A 19,461-nucleotide genomic window follows, 5' to 3' on the forward strand; every position below is an offset into this window, starting at 1 on the left:
CTTACCAGATCAAATCGGACCGCGCTACTCCCGGATGTCGAGGTAGTGGCTCAATGGGCTTGCAAATGATTGCAAAGCCTTGTCTGGTGGTGCTGGAGACCTGATCAATTATTGATTTTAGTCAAACCTGGGGCACACGCTTGAGTCGTTTGAGACCAGCGTTATAACGCTCTGACCGCTTTAGCTTCTCGCTCGTTCCTGCGCTTGGGTAGAATCAGTTTTTTCTCCCGTTGAAGGAAGGCCGATGGCTCAGTCCTACAGTGCCCGCAGTCGCGCGATCGAACCGTTCCACGTCATGGCCCTGCTGGCCCGCGCCAATGAGTTACAGGCTGCAGGTCACGACGTGATCCACCTGGAAATCGGCGAACCGGACTTCACTACGGCCGAGCCGATCATCCAGGCAGGCCAGGCCGCCTTGACCGCAGGCAAGACCCGTTACACTGCGGCGCGGGGGATTCCCGAGTTGCGCGAGGCTATTTCGGGGTTCTATCAGCAACGTTACGGGCTGAATATCGACCCTCGGCGAATATTGATCACGCCAGGCGGCTCCGGGGCACTGTTGCTGGCCAGCGCCTTGCTGGTGGATCCGGGCAAGCACTGGTTGCTGGCGGACCCGGGGTACCCGTGCAACCGGCATTTCCTGCGGCTGGTGGAAGGTGCCGCGCAGTTAGTACCGGTTGGCCCCGACGTGCGTTACCAATTGACCCCCGATCTGGTGGCGCGGCATTGGGACCAGGACAGCGTCGGCGCGTTGGTGGCATCGCCCGCCAATCCGACCGGGACCATTCTGACCCGCGACGAGCTGGCGGGCCTGTCCAGTGCGATCAAGGCGCGGCACGGCCATCTGGTGGTGGACGAGATCTATCATGGCCTGACCTATGGCACCGACGCGGCCAGTGTGCTGGAAGTGGATGACAGTGCCTTCGTGCTGAATAGTTTTTCAAAGTATTTCGGAATGACCGGCTGGCGTCTCGGTTGGCTGGTAGCGCCCGAAGCCGCCGTCGGCGAGCTGGAAAAACTTGCGCAAAACCTCTACATCAGCGCCCCAAGCATGGCTCAGCACGCTGCCCTGGCGTGCTTCGAACCAGCCACCATCAGCATTCTCGAAGAACGCCGTGCCGAATTCGGCCGCCGCCGCGATTTCCTCCTGCCCGCTTTGCGGGAATTGGGTTTCGGCATTGCCGTAGAACCGGAGGGCGCCTTCTACTTGTATGCCGATATCAGCAAATTCGGCGGTGATGCCTTCGCGTTCTGTCGGCATTTCCTCGAAACCGAGTATGTTGCAATTACGCCGGGGCTCGATTTTGGGCGTTACCAGGCTGGCCATCACGTGCGCTTTGCCTACACGCAAAATTTGCCGCGCCTGCAGGAAGCCGTCGAGAGAATTGCCCGCGGTCTGCGGAGCTGGCAAGGCTGATGCGCTTTGATCCTCCACTCGAAGAAGGCCGGCTGATCCGTCGCTATAAGCGTTTTCTCGCCGATATCGAGACCGTGAATGGCGAGTTGCTGACCATTCACTGTCCCAATACCGGCTCGATGCTCAACTGCCAGGTCGAGGGCGGGCAGGTCTGGTTCAGTCGCTCCAATGATCCGAAACGCAAGTTGCCCGGTACCTGGGAGATTGGCGAAACGCCCCAGGGGCGCTTGTTCTGCGTGAACACCGGGCGCGCCAATGGCCTGATCGAGGAAGCGTTGCGCGGTGGGGTCATCACCGAGCTGAACGGTTTCACTGAGCTCAAGCGTGAAGTGGCTTACGGTCAGGAAAGCAGTCGCATCGATTTCCGCCTGGATTACCCTGGCGGGCCAGCTTATGTCGAAGTCAAAAGTGTCACGCTGGGTTTCGATGGCTCATCGGTAGCGGCCTTTCCTGATGCAGTCACCCAGCGCGGGGCCAAACATCTTCGGGAATTGGCGCACCTGGCGCGGGACGGGATTCGCGCGGTGCAGCTGTATTGCGTGAACCTGACCGGCATCGAGGCGGTGCGTCCGGCCCACGAAATTGATCCAGCCTACGCCGAGGCGCTGCGTGAAGCGGTGGCCTGCGGGGTGGAAGTACTGGCCTACGGCGTGTGCTTGAGTCATGAGGGGATGCGGGTCGATCGGCGCCTGGCCGTGCTGCTCAACGGCTAAAGGTTGACCCATATTCCCTGAGCGTCTTCACGGCAGGGGACCGGTGTCAGGGACTGCCCGGCGCACGGGCCGGACACGCATTCGCCGTCCTCGATCAGGAACAGGGCGCCGTGGGTGGCGCACTGGATAAGGCTGTTGCTGGGGTCGAGAAACTGGTCGGGCTGCCATTCCAGGCCGACGCCGCGATGCGGGCAGCGATTGAGGTAGACGTAGACCTGTCCGCTGCGACGCACGGCAAAGAGTTTGCGTCCTTCGATCTCGAAGCCGCGGCTGCTGTCATCGGGCAGTTCGGTGCCTGCGCAAAAAAACTTCATGGCTATCCTCGAGTGCCGAAACCTCTGACAGATGTGTCCGAGCTTGACGTGCAAATGCAAACAATTATCAAATGCCGGCTTCGCCCGCTGGAGGCCGGATGTCGAGGATACTTGGCCTGCCGCCTCCCTGTCCGGGAAAACCTTAAAGGAAGCTATTCATGCGCCTGAGTACCCGCGTTGCTGCGCTCTGTATCGGACTTCTCGCCAGTCATCATGCGACGGCGGCCGAGTTGCCCCAGCGGTGGGTCAGCGCAGGTGGCGCGGTATCGGAATGGGTCAGCGTCCTGGGGGGAGAGTCGAAGCTGGTCGGGGTCGACACCACCAGCCAGCACCCGCCAGCGCTCAAGGCGTTACCGAGCATTGGCTATCAGCGCCAGCTGTCGGCGGAGGGCATTCTGAGCCTGCGCCCACAGATTCTTGTGGGGACCGAGGAAATGGGGCCACCACCGGTGTTGTCGCAGGTGCGCACTGCGGGGGTGCAGGTCGAATTATTCTCGGCCCAGCCTGACCTGGCGGCATTGCAGGGTAATTTGCAGCACCTGGGCAAATTGCTGGGTGCTGAGGAGCAGGCGTCCCGGGCGTTCCAGTCCTACCGCGCGCAACTTGACGAGCAACAGCTTCGGGTGACCCAGGCGCAGATCAAGCAAAAGGCTCCCGGAGTGCTGTTGCTGGTCGGTCATGCCGGTGGCAAACCGTTGATCGCCGGCCAGGGCACGGCTGCAGACTGGATGCTGCAGAAGGCGGGCGGGCACAACCTGGCAACTCATACCGGCTACAAGCCGTTTTCCGTCGAAGCGTTGGCCAACCTCAATCCGCAGGTGCTGGTGTTCGCCGATCGCGTGCTGACAGGCGAAGAGGCCCGCGCGGCGTTGTTCAGGGAAAACCCGATTCTTTCCTCGACCCTTGCCGCCAAAAACGGGCGGGTCATCCAGCTGGATCCGACCTTGCTGGTAGGCGGGCTGGGGCCGCGCTTGCCCGATGCGTTGAGGTCGCTCGCTGACGGCTTCTACCCGGGTATGTCCGCGCAATGACCGTACTGGTCAAACCCCGAACCCTGTTCATCGGCTTGAGCCTGTTGTGCCTGCTGGCTATCTGGTTGTCGTTGGCGCTCGGGCCGGTCAGCCTGCCCTTGGTCGACACCTTGCGCGCCGGCTTGCGCATGGTGGGCGTGCCCATCGCGCCTGAAGGCCTGGAGCAGGCCGAATTGATCCTCGGTCAGATTCGCCTGCCCCGAACCCTGCTGGGCCTGGCGGTAGGCGGGGTGTTGGCGCTGTCTGGCGTGGCGATGCAGGGTTTGTTCCGCAACCCGCTGGCCGATCCAGGGCTGGTGGGGGTCTCCAGTGGCGCTGCCTTGGGGGCGGCCATCGCGATTGTCGGCGGCTCGGCATTTGGCGGGCTTCCGGAGTCCTTCGGGCCCTATCTTCTATCGCTGTGCGCCTTCCTCGGTGGGCTGGGGGTGACCGCGCTGGTGTATCGACTGGGCCGGCGCAACGGTCAGACAAATGTCGCGACCATGTTGTTGGCCGGTATCGCCCTGACAGCGTTGGCGGGCTCGGCCGTCGGGCTCTTCACTTATATGGCCGATGACGCCACCCTGCGCACTTTGACTTTCTGGAACCTGGGCAGCCTCAATGGCGCCAGTTACTCGCGACTCTGGCCATTGTTATTGGTCAGTGTCGGCGTGGCGCTATGGTTGCCGCGCCGGGCGAGGGCGCTGAACGCGTTATTGTTGGGTGAGTCCGAAGCCGGTCACCTGGGCATCGACGTCGAAAGGCTCAAGCGCGAACTGGTGTTTTGCACCGCGCTGGGGGTCGGCGCGGCGGTGGCGGCGGCCGGCATGATCGGCTTTGTCGGGTTGGTCGTGCCGCACCTGGTGCGACTGCTGGCCGGTCCCGACCATCGGGTGCTGTTACCGGCTTCGATACTGGCCGGTGGCAGCCTGCTGTTGTTTGCCGATCTGGTCGCCCGTCTGGCCCTGGCGCCGGCCGAGCTGCCGATCGGGATAGTCACCGCGTTCATCGGCGCCCCGTTCTTTCTATTGCTACTGGTCCGGAGGCGCGTGTGATGCTGCGTACGCAGAATCTGCAAATCCGCAGGGGCACCAAGACGGTGCTGACGGACATCACGCTTGAGCTCAAGCCTGGAGAAGTGCTCGGCGTGCTGGGCCCCAACGGTGCAGGCAAAAGTACTCTGCTGGGGGCGTTGTGCGGTGAGTTGAGGGCTGATCACGGCAGCGTCTGGCTCGATGAGCTGGAGTTGAGTCAGTGCACGGGTGTCCAGCGGGCCCAGCGACTGGCGGTATTGCCGCAAGTCTCGACGCTGGACTTCGCCTTCCGTGTCGAGGAAGTTGTCGGTATGGGCCGCTTGCCCTATCAAACCGGTCGAGTGCGCGATGACGAAATCATCGCTGCCGCCTTGCAGGCCGCTGACGCCTGTCACTTGAGCGGCCGCAGCTACCTGGCCCTGTCGGGTGGCGAACGCCAGCGGGTGCATCTGGCCAGGGTGCTGGCGCAGTTGTGGCCGGGGCAGGCTGGGCAGACCTTGTTACTCGATGAGCCGACCTCAATGCTCGACCCGCTGCACCAGCACACCACGTTGCAAGCCGTGCGCGAATTTGCCAACCGGGGCGCGGCAGTGCTGGTGATCCTGCATGACCTGAACCTGGCCGCGCGCTATTGTGATCGCCTGTTGCTGCTCGAAGGCGGCCGGCAGGTGGCGCTGGATACGCCCGAGCAGGTACTGCGCCCGGAGCCGCTGAAGGCGGTGTTCGGGCTCGAAGTGCTGGTGCAGCCGCATCCTGAGCGTGGTCATCCGCTGATCATTGCTCGTTGAATCTGTCATAGGAGCGTAAACATGCGCGCAGTCTTGATTCTGGTGGTGCTCCTGCTGGGGGCCTGTACGCATGTTTCCGCGCCGCCACCTGCTCCACCTCCGCCGCCGCCTTTAGCCGGGGAGATTCGTGACCTGCGCACTGGCCAGGTGTTGACGGCAGAGCAACTGCTGGCGGCGCTGGCCAGGCCATCGCGGCTGATCGTGGGCGAGCAACACGACAATCGTGATCACCACGCCCTGCAGTTGTGGTTGTTGCAAGCCTTGGGTAAGCAACGAACCCAAGGCAGCCTGCTGCTCGAAATGCTCACCCCGGACCAACAACCGCACGTCGATCAGGTTCGCCAGGCCTCCAAGCCCCCGGCGGATTTGCGCGATGCATTGGCCTGGCAGGAAGGTTGGGACTGGGCGCTGTACGGGCCCATCATTCAGTTTGCCCTGACCCAGCCGTATCCCTTGCTTGCCGCAAACCTGGACCCATTGGAAGTCCGTGCGGCGTATACCCATCCGGCGACGCCAAGCGGTCCTCGGTCCAACGCAGAGGACGTAAAGGATGAACTGCAGAAGCAAGTCCGCGACTCCCATTGCGGCCTGCTGCCCAAGTCGCAACTGCCCGCGATGCTGGCGGTCCAGCAACAACGGGACCGACGCATGGCCGAACGCCTGCTCGCAGCGCCTGAGCCTGCCTTGCTGTTCGCTGGCGCTTTTCATGCGCGCAAGGATGTCGGCGTGCCGATCCATTTGCTGGATCTGGGGGCGCAGGAAGGAGCGACGGTGTTGATGCTGGCTCAGCAGGGCAGTGAGGTCACGGTGGGGATGGCGGATTATGTCTGGTATACGCCGAAGGTGAAGGCGCCGGATTATTGTAAGCAGATGCGCAAGCAGCTCGGAAAAACTCGCAAAAAATGAAAGGCCGGGCACATATCATCGGGCAAAAAAAGACCCGGCAAGAGCCGGGTCAAATAACCGTGATTAGCCTGATGAGGAGATATCTGAGAGTCCGAACCAAGGGCTGTTCAAATATCGACCAGTCTCGCGACCAGTTGCGATAATCATAGCGATTCTCATTACCATGTCAACAGCTGATTGATCGTTAATTTGTAATCGCCCTGAAAGCCAAGTAATCAGAGGTTTTCAGGCCAGTCAGCGGGCAACTCAGTTCTTATGCCGTGAAGAGATGGCTTCCAGCTGCTTGTTCAGCGCTTCCTTTCGCTCCGCGGGAATATCGTTCCAGTGCACGTCCATCAGCGCACCTTCGATCGCATACAACAACACCTTGGACGCTCGAAACCCGCGCGTGCGCACGGCCCGATAGGCATCCACCGCCCCGAGGCGACGCAAGTCCGAGGCGCTGTGAATGCCCACGGCATGCAACCACTGCGCTGACGTCTTGCCAAGATTCTTCAGGTGTTGCAGTTCATCATTCATCAAGCCTCCTTGCGACGGCCGAATGGGAGCGTGGGCAAGCTTCTCAGGAGTGTAGCCATCAGCAGGAAAAGCGTGATTGTTTGGTCGGTTTCAGGGCAAAAGCTTCTAAGCGGTCTTGATGCCGGACTGGGCAGCTGGCCTTTTGCGCGGGCAGGCGTAAGCAGTCCAGCGCAGAGCGGGGGCGCCGGACGGGAGTTCATGCGCGATTTCAGCGGGTCCGATAGCGCAGGCGCGTACCGAAATTCATCGACATCAGGATTTCGTCTGCACTCAGTTCGGGCGGAAAGTAAGCGCCCGAGATCTGGGCGTGAGCCAGGCTCGCACCTTCCATGGAAGATTTGCGAAAGTCGATGCCGCGCAAGTCGGCGGAGCGGAAGTAGGCGTCGGTGAAATCCACGCCATCGGCATTTAGTTCGCGCAGGTCCAGGCCGCGAAAGTCGCCTCCGACCATGTCTATGACGCCTTCGCTTGGGCGTTCGCTGTTGAAGCCTGTGATGTCGTCCTTGTGCAGCAAGGCATAGAGCGGAGTGTCGAGGAGTTTGGGCTGGCTCATGTCACATCACCTGTTGGATTTATGACGCCAGTATAGTGCCACTATCGGGCGCCCGTGAGGTCGGCGAAGACCTCACGGACGAAATGCCCCTTACAAGCCTGGCAAGCGCTGGCGAATCTGCGCTACCACGGTATCCAGTGTGCCGCTTTCATTGGTCTGGACGCGTTTGCTGCAGAGAATCTCCGCTGGCGTCAGCGGCTCACGGTTGGCCTGCTGGGCTTCGATGACGGCCAGGGTTGCGTCGGATGGGTCAGTGTTGTCCGCCTGGCGCAGGGCCAGCCAGGTCTCGATGACAGCTTGCGGCGCATTGCAGTCCAGGATCAGGAAGGGCGCACCGGTAGCTTCGGCGATTTGTGCTGCACCGTCGCGTTGCTCGTGCTTGAGGTAAGTGGCGTCGACCACGACCGGGAAGCCGGCACGCAGGATGACCCCGGCAATTTCATGCAGGCGGGCGTAGGTCGCGGCACTGGCTTCAGCGCTGTAAATGCCGGCCTGTGGCTCATTTGCAACGGTCTGCTCACCGAACAGGCGTTTGCGCTCTACGTCGGAGCGCAGGCGGATGGCGCCCAGTGCTTCTACGAGGCGCATGGCTACACGACTTTTGCCTACCGCGGAGACACCATGGGTGATAGCCATGAAGCGAGACGGGATGGTGCTGTAGCTTTCCGCCAGGTTGGCGTAGTTGCGGTATTGGCGCAGGGCGGTCGCACGTTGCACGGGGTCGGCGGCGGCCGGCATGCTGAACAGGGTGACCTTGGCCCGAACCAGGGCGCGGTAGGCCTTGTAGAAGTTCAGCAGTTCCAGGCCCTGGTAGTCACCGGTCAATTCCAGGTACTGGCTGACGAAACGGCGCGCCAGGCTCTTCAGTCCACGATCTTCCAGGTCCATTGCCAGGAAGCCGGTGTCGGCATAGACGTCGGTGAAGCGGAACGGCTCATTAAATTCGATGCAGTCGAAGATCACGACCTTGCCGTCGATCAGCGTTGCGTTGCCCAGGTGGATATCACCGTGGCACTCGCGAGTGAAGCCGTCGGCCTTGCGCTGGGCCATCAACGGCTTGAGGCGTTCGAAGCTGCTTTCGGCCCAGGCTTGCAGCGCGTCCAGTTGCAGGAGGTCGGTCTTGTCGCTGAGGAACGGGCGGATTTGCTCAAAGTTCTGGCTCACCGGTGCCATCACGGCGTCCGGCGTACCGGCTTCATGTTCGGCCGGGACTTTAGGCGCCGCGAGGTGGAATTGCGCGATCTGCGCGGCCATCTCGTCGATGTGCGCGGTGGTCAATTCACCATTGGCTTGCAAGGTGCTGAGCAGATTACTTTGCGGGAATTGACGCATTTTCAGCGCGAACTCGATCACCTGCCCGTCGCCACCCAATTGCGGCGCTTCGGCGCTGCCGGTAATCGGCAACACTTCAAGATACAAATCATTGGTCAAACGCTGGTTAAGCCGCAGCTCTTCGCCGCAGAAGTGCTCGCGAGCGTCCAGGCTGGTGAAGTCAAGGAAGCCGAAATTCACCGGTTTTTTTACTTTGTAAGCAAAGGGGCCGGTAAGCAGGACCCAGGAAATGTGGGTCTCGATGACCTGGAACCCGTCTACGGGATGCGGGTAGAGGGCCGGGTTTTGCAGGGCAGCGATCAGGGACTGGCTCACAGGCGATCCTTCAGAGTCTGGGAAAATTCACGGTCGCCATTATGGCCGCAAGTCCGCTCGACGCAAACCTCGGAGGCCTCCTGTTGAGTATGAATAAAGTGCGTATAATCCGCCGCCATGACTCGTACTCGATCCCCCCGCACTCCAAAAAAACCACCTTCCAGGGGCCTGCGCCCGTGGCTGGGCTGGGCCCTTAAACTCAGTCTGGTCGGCCTCGTGGTGCTCGCCGGATTCGCGGTCTACCTTGATGCAATTGTCCAGGAGAAGTTCTCCGGCAAGCGCTGGACCATTCCGGCCAAGGTCTACGCGCGCCCGCTCGAGCTGTTCACCGGGCAGAAGCTGAGCAAGGAAGACTTCCTCACCGAGCTCGACGCCCTGGGCTACCGGCGCGAGAGCGTAAGCAATGGTCCTGGCGCTGCGGCGGTCAACGGCAACACCGTCGACTTGAATACCCGAGGCTTCCAGTTCTATGAAGGTATGGAGAAAGCCCAGCCCGTGCGAGTGCGCTTCTCCGGCGATTACGTGGCGGAACTGTCGGCCACCAATGGCTCGAAGCTTTCTGTGGTGCGCCTGGAGCCGCTGCTGATCGGCGGGATTTATCCGAAGAATCTCGAAGACCGCATCCTGATAAAAATCGATCAGGTTCCGCCGTATCTGCTGGAAACCCTGGTCGCTGTGGAAGACCGCGACTTCTATTCCCACTGGGGTGTGTCGCCCAAGTCGATTGCCCGTGCCGTCTGGGTCAACACGTCCGGCGGCAAGATGACCCAGGGCGGCAGTACGCTGACGCAACAATTGGTCAAGAACTTCTACCTGACCAGCGAACGCAGCCTGACCCGCAAACTCACCGAAGCCATGATGGCGATGTTGCTGGAGTTGCATTACGACAAGCGCGAGATTCTTGAGGCTTACCTCAATGAAGTGTTCGTCGGCCAGGACGGCCAGCGTGCGGTGCACGGTTTTGGACTGGCCAGCCAGTTCTTCTTCGGCCAGCCTTTGTCCGAGCTGAAACTGCATCAGGTGGCCTTGCTGGTAGGCATGGTCAAGGGCCCTTCCTACTACAATCCGCGACGTAACCCCGAACGCGCCCTGGAGCGCCGCAACCTGGTGCTGGATGTCCTTCAGGAGCAGGGTGTGGCCACTGCCGAGCAGGTCGCCGCCGCGAAGAAATTGCCACTGGGTGTGACTACCCGCGGGAAACTCGCCGACAGCTCGTTCCCCGGCTTCCTCGATCTGGTCAAGCGTCAGCTGCGCCAGGACTATCGCGACGAGGATTTGACCGAAGAAGGCCTGCGGATTTTCACCAGCTTTGATCCGATCCTGCAGATGAAAGCCGAAGCGTCGGTCAATGACACGTTCAAACGTCTGTCCGGGCGCAAGGGCTCCGATGAGGTTGAAGCGGCGATGGTCGTGACCAACCCGGAAACCGGCGAAGTCCAGGCCATGATCGGCAGCCGCCAGGCCAGTTTTGCCGGATTCAACCGCGCTCTGGATGCGGTTCGACCGATCGGCTCGCTGATCAAACCGGCTGTTTATCTGACGGCCCTGGAAAAACCGAGCCAGTACACCCTGACCAGTTGGCTGTCGGACGACTCCTTCTCGGTGAAGGGCGCGGACGGCCAGGTCTGGAAACCGCAGAACTACGATCGCCGCTCCCATGGCACGGTATTCCTTTATCAAGGCCTGGCGCATTCCTACAACCTGTCGACCGCTCGCCTGGGCTTGGCGGTGGGCGTACCGAACGTGCTCAAGACGCTTGCACGACTGGGTGTGAGTCGCGAGTTTCCGGCATTCCCGTCGATGTTGCTGGGGGCCGGAGGCTTGACCCCGATCGAAGTGGCAACCATGTACCAGACCCTCGCCAACGGCGGGTTCAATACACCGATGCGCGGCATTCGCAGTGTGCTCACCGCCGAAGGCGAGCCACTCAAGCGTTATCCGTTCCAGATCGAGCAGCGTTTCGACCCGGCTTCCATTTATCTGGTCCAGAGCGCCATGCAGCGGGTCATGCGTGAAGGTACAGGCAGTTCGGTTTATAACGTGTTGCCCAAGACCCTGACCCTGGCCGGCAAGACCGGTACCAGTAACGATTCGCGAGACAGCTGGTTCGCCGGCTTCAGCCAGGACCTGCTGGCCGTGGTGTGGTTGGGGCGCGATGACAACGGCAAGACGCCGTTCACCGGCGCCACCGGCGCGCTGCAGGTCTGGACCAGTTTCATGCGCAAGGCCGACCCGTTGCCGCTGGACATGCCGCAGCCAGACAACATTGTTCAGGCCTGGGTTGATTCACGCACGGGGCAGGGTTCCGATGCGGGTTGTCCAGGTGCCGTACAGATGCCGTATATTCGCGGCAGCGAACCGCCTCCCGGCCCCGCTTGCGGTGGCGAAAGCCCTGCTTCGGGCGAAACGGTGATGGATTGGGTCAAAGGCTGGATGAACTAAGCAAAGAGGGTTTCAAGTGAACAAGTGGTTGATTCCAGCGGTTACCGCCGTGGCTTTGCTCAGCGGTTGCTCCACCGTACAACGCGGGTCCATTCCGGTAGTGGATTCCGGCAGCGCCGTTTCGAACAGCGAACGTGTGCAGGCCAATGGCGGTTTCCGGCAGACGACGGTCAAGCGTCCGGTACAGGCGCAGGCCCAGGCGATACCGCAAGGTGACACTGGGGTGGTGGTGATGGTCCCAGGCGGTGGTGCGGTGGCTTCTGCGCCTATCAGCACTTCGCCGATCACGCCGGGCCCGATCACGCCAGGTCCAATCGATACGGCGCCAGTGCAGTCGGCGCCGATCAACCAGGGCAGCTACAGCATGCCGGCGACTCCGAGCGGGATTCCGTCAGCCAGTACCGGCGGTGGCTTGTCGGCCGATGAGCAACTGGACGGTCCGGTGCTGGCGCTGTTGACCACGGCCCAGCAGCAACAGGCGGGCGGTGACCTCAACGGCGCGTCGTCGAGCCTTGAGCGTGCCCAGCGGGTGGCGCCACGTGAGCCGCAGGTGCTTTATCGCCTGGCCCAGGTGCGCATGGCCCAAGGTGATGCGGCACAGGCCGAGCAGTTCGCCCGCCGGGGCCTGACCATGGCCAATGGCCGGCCGGACCTGCAGGCCAGCCTGTGGGGGCTGATCGCCCAGGCGCGTGAGAAGCAGGGTGATTCTGCAGGCGCTGCGCTGGCCCGCCAGAAGGCCAAGGTCACGCTGTGATGGACGCACGCTTTCCGAAGATCGCCGAGCAACTGCTGTTGATCGAGCGCGAACTGCGAGTGCAGGGATGGTGGGACGACGTCTCGCCCTCCACTGAGGCGCTTTCCAGCGTTGAGCCTTTCTCGGTCGATACGCTGGATTTCGAACAGTGGCTGCAATGGATTTTCCTGCCGCGGATGAAAATGATCCTCGAACAGGATCTCCCGTTGCCCAACGCGTCGGGAATCCAGGAAATGGCCGAAATGGTGTTCGCCGCGCGCAATGTGCAGGGCAAGGATCGGCAGTTGCAGGTGCTGCTCAAGGAGTTTGACCTGCTGATCACGGCTGCCCGCTAGCGCCGGATCCGATGTAGGAGCGGATGTAGGAGCTGTCGAGTGCAACGAGGCTGCGACCTCTTGATCTTGTTGTTCTGGGGTAAAGGTCAAAAGATCGCAGCCTCTGCTTCGCTCGGCAGCTCCTACGCAGGGTTCTATTGGCAGTTATCCCCAATCTGTTTCTGTGATTCGCTGATGCGCTCCTGACGCTGTTGCTCGTTCAGGCGGCGCATCTCACCGTCGACTTCCTCTCGTAATCTTGGATTGTTCTGTAGCTGGGCCAGGTTCGTGCGGGCCTGTTGGCAGAACGCCTGCAACTGCGCCTGCTGCTCGGCCACCTGTGCCTTCACCGATTTGTCGATCGCCTGCTGGTCGCCAATCACATGGCTGCGTGGTGGTGGTACCGGCTTGGCCGGGGCCGGTGCTGGAGTGAGCACCGTCGTCGCCTCCTGACCTTGAGGAGGCTGGGCGTCGAAATGAGTCACGCCTTGGGCGTCCACCCACTTGTAGATTTGCCCCGCCAGACACCAAGGGCTGATCAGTAGACCGACCATCAATAAAGTTCGCATGCCATTTCCTTGCCATGAGTTGCGCAATTGAAGCTAACACAGTTGCGGTTTAGCGGTTTTTTCTTGCTTTCTCATGCGCTTACTTCAATAAAGCACATAGACGGCTTGACTTGGAGGGGACGAAACAGAAGAATCCAAAGTCCGCTGTAGAGGGACTGCCAGAAGCAGACCCACTCGGCAGATCATGAGGCGCATACCCGCGCCGACCTGTTACACCCGCAACGCGTTACCTCGCGCTGGGTGGGAAAGTCCCGCAACACTTGGGACGATCCCAATACTTGCTCAGTCAGTGCTGACGTAGTCGGCGACCACCGTCGCTCATGCTCTGCTGAGAAGTAAACCTATTAAGACCCGTCCTTTTGCATGTGGGCGGTATTCTGGCGTTTTAGAGGTGAACAACGTGGAGCTTTTATCTGGCGGTGAGATGCTCGTCCGCTTTTTGCGTGACGAAGGCGTCAAGTACATCTACGGGTACCCGGGTGGTGCTCTTCTTCATGTCTACGATGCCCTGTTCAAAGAACCGGAAGTGACCCACATCCTGGTTCGCCACGAGCAGGCTGCGACCCATATGGCTGACGGCTATGCCCGTGCCACCGGCAAAGCCGGCGTGGTACTGGTTACTTCCGGGCCGGGCGCAACCAACGCCATTACCGGTATTGCCACGGCCTACATGGACTCCATTCCGATGGTGGTCATTTCCGGCCAGGTGCCTAGCACCATGGTAGGCACCGACGCGTTCCAGGAAACCGACATGATCGGTATCTCCCGGCCGATCGTGAAGCACAGCTTCATGATCAAGCACGCGTCGGAAATTCCGGAAGTCATGAAGAAGGCGTTCTACCTGGCGCAATCCGGTCGTCCTGGTCCGGTCGTTGTCGATATCCCCAAAGACATGACCAACCCGGCCGAGAAGTTCGAATACATTTTCCCGAAGAAAGCCAAGCTGCGTTCCTACAGCCCGGCCGTTCGCGGTCACTCCGGGCAAATCCGCAAGGCTGCAGAAATGCTCCTGGCGGCCAAGCGGCCAGTGATGTACGCCGGCGGCGGCGTGATCCTCGGTGGTGGCTCCGCGCCGCTGACCGAGCTGGCGAAAATGCTCAACCTGCCAGTGACCAATACCTTGATGGGCCTGGGTGCCTACCCTGGCACCGATCGCCAGTTCATCGGCATGCTCGGCATGCACGGCAGCTACACCGCCAACCTGGCGATGCACCACGCCGATGTGATCCTGGCAGTCGGTGCACGTTTCGATGACCGTGTGATCAACGGCCCGGCGAAGTTTTGCCCGAACGCCAAGATCATCCACATCGACATCGACCCGGCTTCGATCTCCAAGACCATCAAGGCCGATGTACCCATCGTGGGTCCGGTGGAAAGCGTCCTGACCGAAATGGTCGCGATCCTCAAGGAAATCGGCGAGACCCCGAACAAGGAGTCCGTTGCCAGCTGGTGGAAGCAAGTTGATGAGTGGCGCGGTGATCGTGGCCTGTTCCCTTACGACAAGGGCGACGGCGGCGTCATCAAGCCGCAGACCGTGATCGAAACCCTGTGCGAAGTCACCAAGGGCGATGCCTTTGTTGCCTCGGACGTGGGGCAGCACCAGATGTTCGCCGCGCAGTACTACACGTTCAACAAGCCCAATCGCTGGATCAACTCCGGTGGCCTGGGCACCATGGGCTTCGGTTTCCCGGCGGCCATGGGCATCAAGTTGAGCTTCCCGGATGCCGACGTCGTCTGCGTGACGGGCGAGGGCAGCATCCAGATGAACATCCAGGAGCTGTCGACCTGCCTGCAGTATGGCTTGCCAGTGAAGATCGTGATCCTGAACAACGGTGTTCTGGGTATGGTTCGCCAGTGGCAAGACATGAGCTACGGCAGCCGTCACTCACATTCCTATATGGAATCGTTGCCTGATTTCGTCAAGTTGGCGGAGGCCTACGGTCACGTCGGCGTGCGCATCACCGAATCGAAAGATTTGAAGACGAAGATGGCAGAAGCGTTCGCCATGAAGGATCGTCTGGTCATCATCGATGTTTCGGTCGACACCAGCGAGCACGTCTACCCGATGCAGATCAAAGACGGCTCCATGCGCGATATGTGGCTGAGCAAGACGGAGCGTACTTAATCATGCGGCATATTATTTCCTTGCTTCTGGAAAACGAACCGGGTGCTCTTTCTCGTGTAGTCGGCCTGTTCTCGCAGCGCAACTACAACATCGAAAGCCTGACTGTGGCACCGACCGAAGACCCGACCCTGTCGCGCCTGACGTTGACCACCGTGGGTCATGACGAAGTGATCGAGCAGATCACCAAGAACCTGAACAAGTTGATCGAAGTGGTCAAACTGGTCGACCTGTCGGAGAGTGCTCACATCGAGCGCGAACTGATGCTGGTCAAGGTCAAGGCCACTGGCGCACAGCGCGCCGAGATCAAACGCACCACCGATATTTACCGTGGACAGATCGTCGACGTCAGCGCCAGCGTGTATACCGTTCAGTTGACCGGTACCAGCGACAAGCTCGACAGCTTCATTCAGTCCATCGGCACCGCATCGATCCTGGAAACCGTCCGCAGTGGCGTAACCGGCATCGCTCGCGGCGACAAAGTACTCAGCATCTAAACCAAATTAGTGAATGGCCTGAACGGCCTGGATATATAGGGGAATTTCATGAAAGTTTATTACGAAAAAGACTGCGACCTGTCCATCATCCAGGGCAAGAAAGTTGCCATTATCGGTTACGGTTCCCAGGGTCACGCTCAAGCGTGCAACCTCAAAGACTCCGGCGTTGACGTAACTGTTGGCCTGCGTAAAGGCTCGGCCACTGTTGCCAAGGCTGAAGCTCACGGCTTGAAAGTGACTGACGTTGCTTCCGCTGTTGCAGCTGCCGACCTGGTCATGATCCTGACCCCGGACGAGTTCCAGTCCGCCCTGTACAAGAACGAAATCGAGCCGAACATCAAGAAAGGCGCCACCCTGGCCTTCTCCCACGGCTTCGCGATCCACTACAACCAGGTAGTGCCACGCGCTGACCTCGACGTGATCATGATCGCGCCGAAAGCACCGGGCCACACTGTTCGCTCCGAGTTCGTCAAAGGCGGCGGCATCCCTGACCTGATCGCTATCTACCAGGACGCTTCCGGCAACGCCAAGAACGTTGCACTGTCCTACGCTGCAGGCGTTGGCGGTGGTCGTACCGGCATCATCGAAACCACGTTCAAGGACGAGACCGAAACCGACCTGTTCGGCGAGCAAGCCGTACTGTGCGGCGGTACCGTTGAGCTGGTAAAAGCCGGTTTCGAAACCCTGGTTGAAGCTGGCTACGCGCCGGAAATGGCCTACTTCGAATGCCTGCACGAACTGAAGCTGATCGTTGACCTCATGTACGAAGGCGGTATCGCCAACATGAACTACTCGATCTCTAACAACGCTGAATACGGCGAGTACGTGACCGGCCCGGAAGTGATCAACGCCGAATCCCGTCAGGCCATGCGCAACGCCCTGAAACGTATTCAGGACGGCGAATACGCCAAGATGTTCATCAGCGAAGGCGCTACCGGCTATCCTTCGATGACCGCCAAGCGTCGTAACAACGCCGCTCACGGCATCGAAATCATCGGCGAGCAACTGCGCTCCATGATGCCTTGGATCGGTGCCAACAAGATCGTCGACAAAGCCAAGAACTAAGTCGCGCACTTGTACGGAAAACGCGGCCTAGGCCGCGTTTTTTCGTTTGGGGAGCCGGTTCTGGTATAAAGCTGCATCGTTTGCGGGCGAACCCTCGTCCCAGACGCCTGTCGAAATTTCTCCACCCTGTTGCAAGGTAATGTCCATGAGCGAACGTCCCGAAGAGCCAAACCAGGCTTCTGACGCCGAAAGCCTGCTGCCCATCGATGAACACATCGAAGAAGGGCATGACGCTGAAGGTCGTAAAGTCCGGCATCGTGGTATCTATCTTCTGCCGAATCTATTCACCACCGCGAATCTCTTCGCGGGGTTCTATTCCATCATCAACTCGATGAGCGCCCAGGCGGCAGCGAGCGCCGGTGACTCGGTCGGCGCAAGCAAATACTTTGCTTTCGCCGCCATCGCGATCTTTGTCGCCATGGTGCTCGACGGGCTAGACGGCCGCGTGGCCCGCATGACCAATACCCAAAGTGCCTTCGGCGCCGAATACGACTCGCTGTCGGACATGGTCGCCTTCGGCGTTGCCCCGGCGCTGTTGGCGTTCGGCTGGGCCCTGGGTGACATGGGCAAGGTCGGCTGGATGGTTGCCTTCATCTATGTGGCGGGCGCGGCGCTGCGACTGGCGCGCTTCAACACTCAAGTGGGCACCGCAGACAAGCGTTACTTTATCGGGCTTGCCAGTCCGGCAGCGGCGGGTGTGGTTGCCGGTATCGTCTGGGCGTTCAGCGACTACGGCATCCAGGGCTCCAGGATGTCTTTCCTGGTGGCGCTGATGGTTGCCGCCGCCGGTATGCTGATGGTCAGCAACATCAAGTACAACAGCTTCAAGGAGCTGGACCTGAAGGGGCGGGTGCCGTTCGTGGCAATCCTGGCCGTGGTGCTGGTGTTCGCAGTGGTATTCAGTGATCCGCCGCGTATTCTGTTACTGGTGTTCCTTGCCTACGCAGCCTCTGGTCCGGTGCAATATCTATTAAGACTTCGCCGGAACAAAAACGCCTGATATCCCTCATACTCCGCAGTCTAATTTGGTGCATCTGTCCTCCAAAACTGCGGAGTAGCCATGCTGATCAAGATCCCCCAGGCGTCTGACTGCCATGAGTCGGACGTCACGCCTCAATCCCTGTATTTATCTCGACGTAACGTCCTTGGCGCTGCCGTTGCCGGATTGGCTGTTGGCAGCCTGCCGCGTTGGGCCGGCGCCGAAGAGGCGTCCCGCTACGCCGACGTCGAGCCTGGCAAGGCGCCTTCCTGGTTCTCCGAGAAACTTCCCGCTACGCGTTGGGGGGCGGTGACCGTCAAGGATGAGGCGATCACGCCATTCAAGGATGCGACCCACTACAACAACTTTTATGAGTTCGGCACCGAAAAAGGCGACCCCGCGGCGAACGCAGGCGCGCTGAAGACCGAGCCCTGGAGTGTGGTTGTAGACGGGGAGGTGGGTAAGCCGGGGCGGTACGCGCTGGAAGACTTCATGAAGCCCTATCAGCTGGAAGAGCGCATTTACCGCCTGCGTTGCGTGGAAGCCTGGTCGATGGTCATTCCCTGGCTCGGCTTTCCCCTGTCGGCATTGCTCAAACAGGTGGAGCCGAGCGCCAGTGCCAAGTACATCCGCTTCGAAACCTTGCAGGACCCCAAGACCATGCCCGGGCAGCGTTCCGGTTTCGCCTTGATCGACTGGCCCTATGTCGAAGGCTTGCGCCTGGATGAGGCGATGAATCCGCTGGCGATTCTTGCGGTGGGCATGTACGGGCGCGAATTGCCCAGCCAGAACGGTGCGCCGCTGCGGTTGGTGGTGCCCTGGAAGTATGGCTTCAAGAGCATCAAGTCCATTGTGCGGATCAGTCTGGTCAGCGAGCAGCCCAAGACGACCTGGCAGAGTCTTGCCGCAGATGAATACGGCTTTTACGCGAACGTGAATCCGACGGTCGATCACCCGCGCTGGACCCAGGCTCGCGAGCGGCGCCTGCCCAGCGGCCTGTTCAAGCCGAACGTGCGGGACACCCAGATGTTCAACGGCTACTCGGAAGAAGTCGCTTCTCTATATACAGGGCTCGATCTGCGGAAGAACTACTGATGCGTTTCCCGTACTGGCGTATCGGCGTATTCATCGCCGCCGCCGTCTGGCCGGTCTTGTGGTTGTACCGGGCCTGGGCGGATGTGCTTGGGCCTGATCCCGGTAAGGTGCTGGTTGATCGCCTGGGGCTGGGTACCCTCATACTGCTGCTGGTCACGCTGGCGATGACGCCACTGCAGAAACTCAGCGGTTGGGCGGGGTGGATCGCCGTGCGCCGCCAGCTCGGATTATGGTGTTTTGCCTACGTGGTCCTGCATCTGTGCGGGTATATGGCATTTATCCTTGGGTTTGACTGGTCGCAACTGGGTGTCGAGTTGCGCAAGCGGCCTTACATCATTGTCGGGGCGCTGGCATTTCTTTGCCTGCTCGCATTGGCCGTGACCTCGAACAGATACAGCCAGCGCCGGTTAGGCGCTCGCTGGAAGAAGCTGCATCGATTGGCTTATGTGGTGCTCGGGCTTGGTTTGCTGCATATGTTGTGGATTGTGCGTGCTGATCTTGAAGAGTGGGCCATCTACGCATCTATAGGAGGGCTGCTTTTGGTAATGCGGCTGCCTGTTGTGTCCCGTCGAATACCGCGGTTATGGGCTAAAAAGGCCTCTTCTGCCAAGAAGGCGTAATTAGGCCTTGACGGCAGATTTCAGATGTCTATAATTCGCCCCACTTCCGGCGCAGTCGAAACGGAAAACTCCTTGGTAAACAATGAGTTACGCAGTTTTGACG

At 60.3% G+C, this 19,461-nt stretch carries 20 protein-coding genes; 15 read left to right on the forward strand and 5 right to left on the reverse strand.

Annotation, left to right across the window (positions count from 1 at the left end):
• Positions 1–244: 244 nt before the first annotated feature.
• A complete protein-coding gene (locus AAEZ09_RS10995; protein WP_350599490.1) occupies positions 245–1,417 on the forward strand; it encodes a pyridoxal phosphate-dependent aminotransferase in 1,173 nt (390 codons plus the stop codon).
• Positions 1,417–2,130, forward strand: a complete 714-nt coding sequence (sfsA, locus tag AAEZ09_RS11000) for a DNA/RNA nuclease SfsA (RefSeq protein WP_045059403.1) — start codon at positions 1,417–1,419, stop codon at positions 2,128–2,130. Before AAEZ09_RS10995 ends, sfsA begins: the two co-directional genes overlap by 1 nt.
• On the opposite strand, the gene AAEZ09_RS11005 is transcribed toward sfsA, so the two are convergent.
• Complete coding sequence (locus tag AAEZ09_RS11005) at positions 2,127–2,444, reverse strand: Rieske (2Fe-2S) protein (protein ID WP_045059404.1); 318 nt, start codon at positions 2,442–2,444, stop codon at positions 2,127–2,129. The genes sfsA and AAEZ09_RS11005 overlap by 4 nt on opposite strands.
• Positions 2,445–2,602: 158 nt before the next feature.
• Here AAEZ09_RS11005 and AAEZ09_RS11010 point away from each other — a divergent pair, with 158 nt between their 5' ends.
• Genes AAEZ09_RS11010 through AAEZ09_RS11025 form a run of 4 tightly spaced genes read left to right on the forward strand, consistent with a single transcriptional unit; the run spans position 2,603 to position 6,182 of the window.
• Positions 2,603–3,475, forward strand: a complete 873-nt coding sequence (locus tag AAEZ09_RS11010) for a heme/hemin ABC transporter substrate-binding protein (RefSeq protein ID WP_350599491.1) — start codon at positions 2,603–2,605, stop codon at positions 3,473–3,475.
• Between the two features lie 50 nt (positions 3,476–3,525).
• Positions 3,526–4,509, forward strand: a complete 984-nt coding sequence (locus tag AAEZ09_RS11015) for a FecCD family ABC transporter permease (RefSeq protein WP_350599506.1) — start codon at positions 3,526–3,528, stop codon at positions 4,507–4,509.
• Positions 4,509–5,276: a heme ABC transporter ATP-binding protein gene (locus tag AAEZ09_RS11020; RefSeq protein ID WP_350599493.1), complete on the forward strand. Its 768-nt coding sequence runs from the start codon at positions 4,509–4,511 to the stop codon at positions 5,274–5,276. The genes AAEZ09_RS11015 and AAEZ09_RS11020 overlap by 1 nt, the downstream gene beginning before the upstream one ends.
• A gap of 21 nt (positions 5,277–5,297) precedes the next feature.
• Positions 5,298–6,182, forward strand: a complete 885-nt coding sequence (locus AAEZ09_RS11025) for a ChaN family lipoprotein (protein ID WP_350599494.1) — start codon at positions 5,298–5,300, stop codon at positions 6,180–6,182.
• Positions 6,183–6,428: 246 nt separating this feature from the next.
• On the opposite strand, the gene AAEZ09_RS11030 is transcribed toward AAEZ09_RS11025, so the two are convergent.
• The 3 genes from AAEZ09_RS11030 to AAEZ09_RS11040 form a co-directional block, all read right to left on the reverse strand.
• On the reverse strand, positions 6,429–6,701 hold the full coding sequence (locus AAEZ09_RS11030; protein ID WP_007971093.1) for a TfoX/Sxy family protein: 273 nt from the start codon (positions 6,699–6,701) through the stop codon (positions 6,429–6,431).
• A 208-nt stretch (positions 6,702–6,909) separates the two neighbouring features.
• Positions 6,910–7,254, reverse strand: coding sequence for a pentapeptide repeat-containing protein (locus tag AAEZ09_RS11035; RefSeq protein ID WP_045059409.1), 345 nt, complete (start codon positions 7,252–7,254; stop codon positions 6,910–6,912).
• Between the two features lie 90 nt (positions 7,255–7,344).
• Complete coding sequence (locus tag AAEZ09_RS11040; RefSeq protein WP_350599495.1) at positions 7,345–8,901, reverse strand: bifunctional aminoglycoside phosphotransferase/ATP-binding protein; 1,557 nt, start codon at positions 8,899–8,901, stop codon at positions 7,345–7,347.
• A 117-nt stretch (positions 8,902–9,018) separates the two neighbouring features.
• Between AAEZ09_RS11040 and mrcB the strand changes: the two genes are divergently transcribed.
• The 3 genes from mrcB to AAEZ09_RS11055 are packed head-to-tail and all read left to right on the forward strand — an operon-like array spanning position 9,019 to position 12,432.
• Entirely contained in the window at positions 9,019–11,343 is a 2,325-nt protein-coding gene (gene mrcB, locus AAEZ09_RS11045; RefSeq protein WP_045059411.1) for a penicillin-binding protein 1B, read from the forward strand.
• A gap of 16 nt (positions 11,344–11,359) precedes the next feature.
• Positions 11,360–12,097: a tetratricopeptide repeat protein gene (locus tag AAEZ09_RS11050; RefSeq protein WP_205893393.1), complete on the forward strand. Its 738-nt coding sequence runs from the start codon at positions 11,360–11,362 to the stop codon at positions 12,095–12,097.
• A complete protein-coding gene (locus tag AAEZ09_RS11055; protein ID WP_045059413.1) occupies positions 12,097–12,432 on the forward strand; it encodes a YqcC family protein in 336 nt (111 codons plus the stop codon). The genes AAEZ09_RS11050 and AAEZ09_RS11055 overlap by 1 nt, the downstream gene beginning before the upstream one ends.
• 134 nt (positions 12,433–12,566) lie before the next feature.
• On the opposite strand, the gene AAEZ09_RS11060 is transcribed toward AAEZ09_RS11055, so the two are convergent.
• Positions 12,567–12,980 (reverse strand): DUF4124 domain-containing protein, encoded by a 414-nt coding sequence (locus AAEZ09_RS11060; RefSeq protein WP_045059414.1) that lies wholly within the window; start codon positions 12,978–12,980, stop codon positions 12,567–12,569.
• A 400-nt stretch (positions 12,981–13,380) separates the two neighbouring features.
• Here AAEZ09_RS11060 and AAEZ09_RS11065 point away from each other — a divergent pair, with 400 nt between their 5' ends.
• The 6 genes from AAEZ09_RS11065 (at position 13,381) to msrQ (ending at position 19,358) form a co-directional block, all read left to right on the forward strand.
• Entirely contained in the window at positions 13,381–15,105 is a 1,725-nt protein-coding gene (locus tag AAEZ09_RS11065; RefSeq protein WP_045059421.1) for an acetolactate synthase 3 large subunit, read from the forward strand.
• A 2-nt stretch (positions 15,106–15,107) separates the two neighbouring features.
• Positions 15,108–15,599 carry an acetolactate synthase small subunit gene (gene ilvN / locus AAEZ09_RS11070; RefSeq protein ID WP_003176102.1) on the forward strand — a complete coding sequence of 164 codons (492 nt, stop codon included), beginning with the start codon at positions 15,108–15,110 and terminating at the stop codon, positions 15,597–15,599.
• A 48-nt stretch (positions 15,600–15,647) separates the two neighbouring features.
• Positions 15,648–16,664, forward strand: a complete 1,017-nt coding sequence (gene ilvC, locus AAEZ09_RS11075; RefSeq protein ID WP_007948647.1) for a ketol-acid reductoisomerase — start codon at positions 15,648–15,650, stop codon at positions 16,662–16,664.
• A gap of 145 nt (positions 16,665–16,809) precedes the next feature.
• Positions 16,810–17,664: a CDP-diacylglycerol--serine O-phosphatidyltransferase gene (gene pssA / locus AAEZ09_RS11080; protein WP_045059415.1), complete on the forward strand. Its 855-nt coding sequence runs from the start codon at positions 16,810–16,812 to the stop codon at positions 17,662–17,664.
• Positions 17,665–17,724: 60 nt separating this feature from the next.
• The gene (gene msrP, locus AAEZ09_RS11085; protein WP_350599497.1) at positions 17,725–18,738 is read left to right on the forward strand and encodes a protein-methionine-sulfoxide reductase catalytic subunit MsrP; all 1,014 of its coding nucleotides are present in this window, start codon (positions 17,725–17,727) and stop codon (positions 18,736–18,738) included.
• The gene (gene msrQ, locus AAEZ09_RS11090) at positions 18,738–19,358 is read left to right on the forward strand and encodes a protein-methionine-sulfoxide reductase heme-binding subunit MsrQ (RefSeq protein WP_350599499.1); all 621 of its coding nucleotides are present in this window, start codon (positions 18,738–18,740) and stop codon (positions 19,356–19,358) included. Before msrP ends, msrQ begins: the two co-directional genes overlap by 1 nt.
• Positions 19,359–19,461: the final 103 nt, after the last annotated feature.

Origin of the sequence: Pseudomonas sp. 65/3-MNA-CIBAN-0223 (assembly GCF_040310425.1) — a bacterium.
In the GTDB taxonomy this organism is placed as follows: Bacteria; Pseudomonadota; Gammaproteobacteria; order Pseudomonadales; family Pseudomonadaceae; genus Aquipseudomonas; species Aquipseudomonas gregormendelii.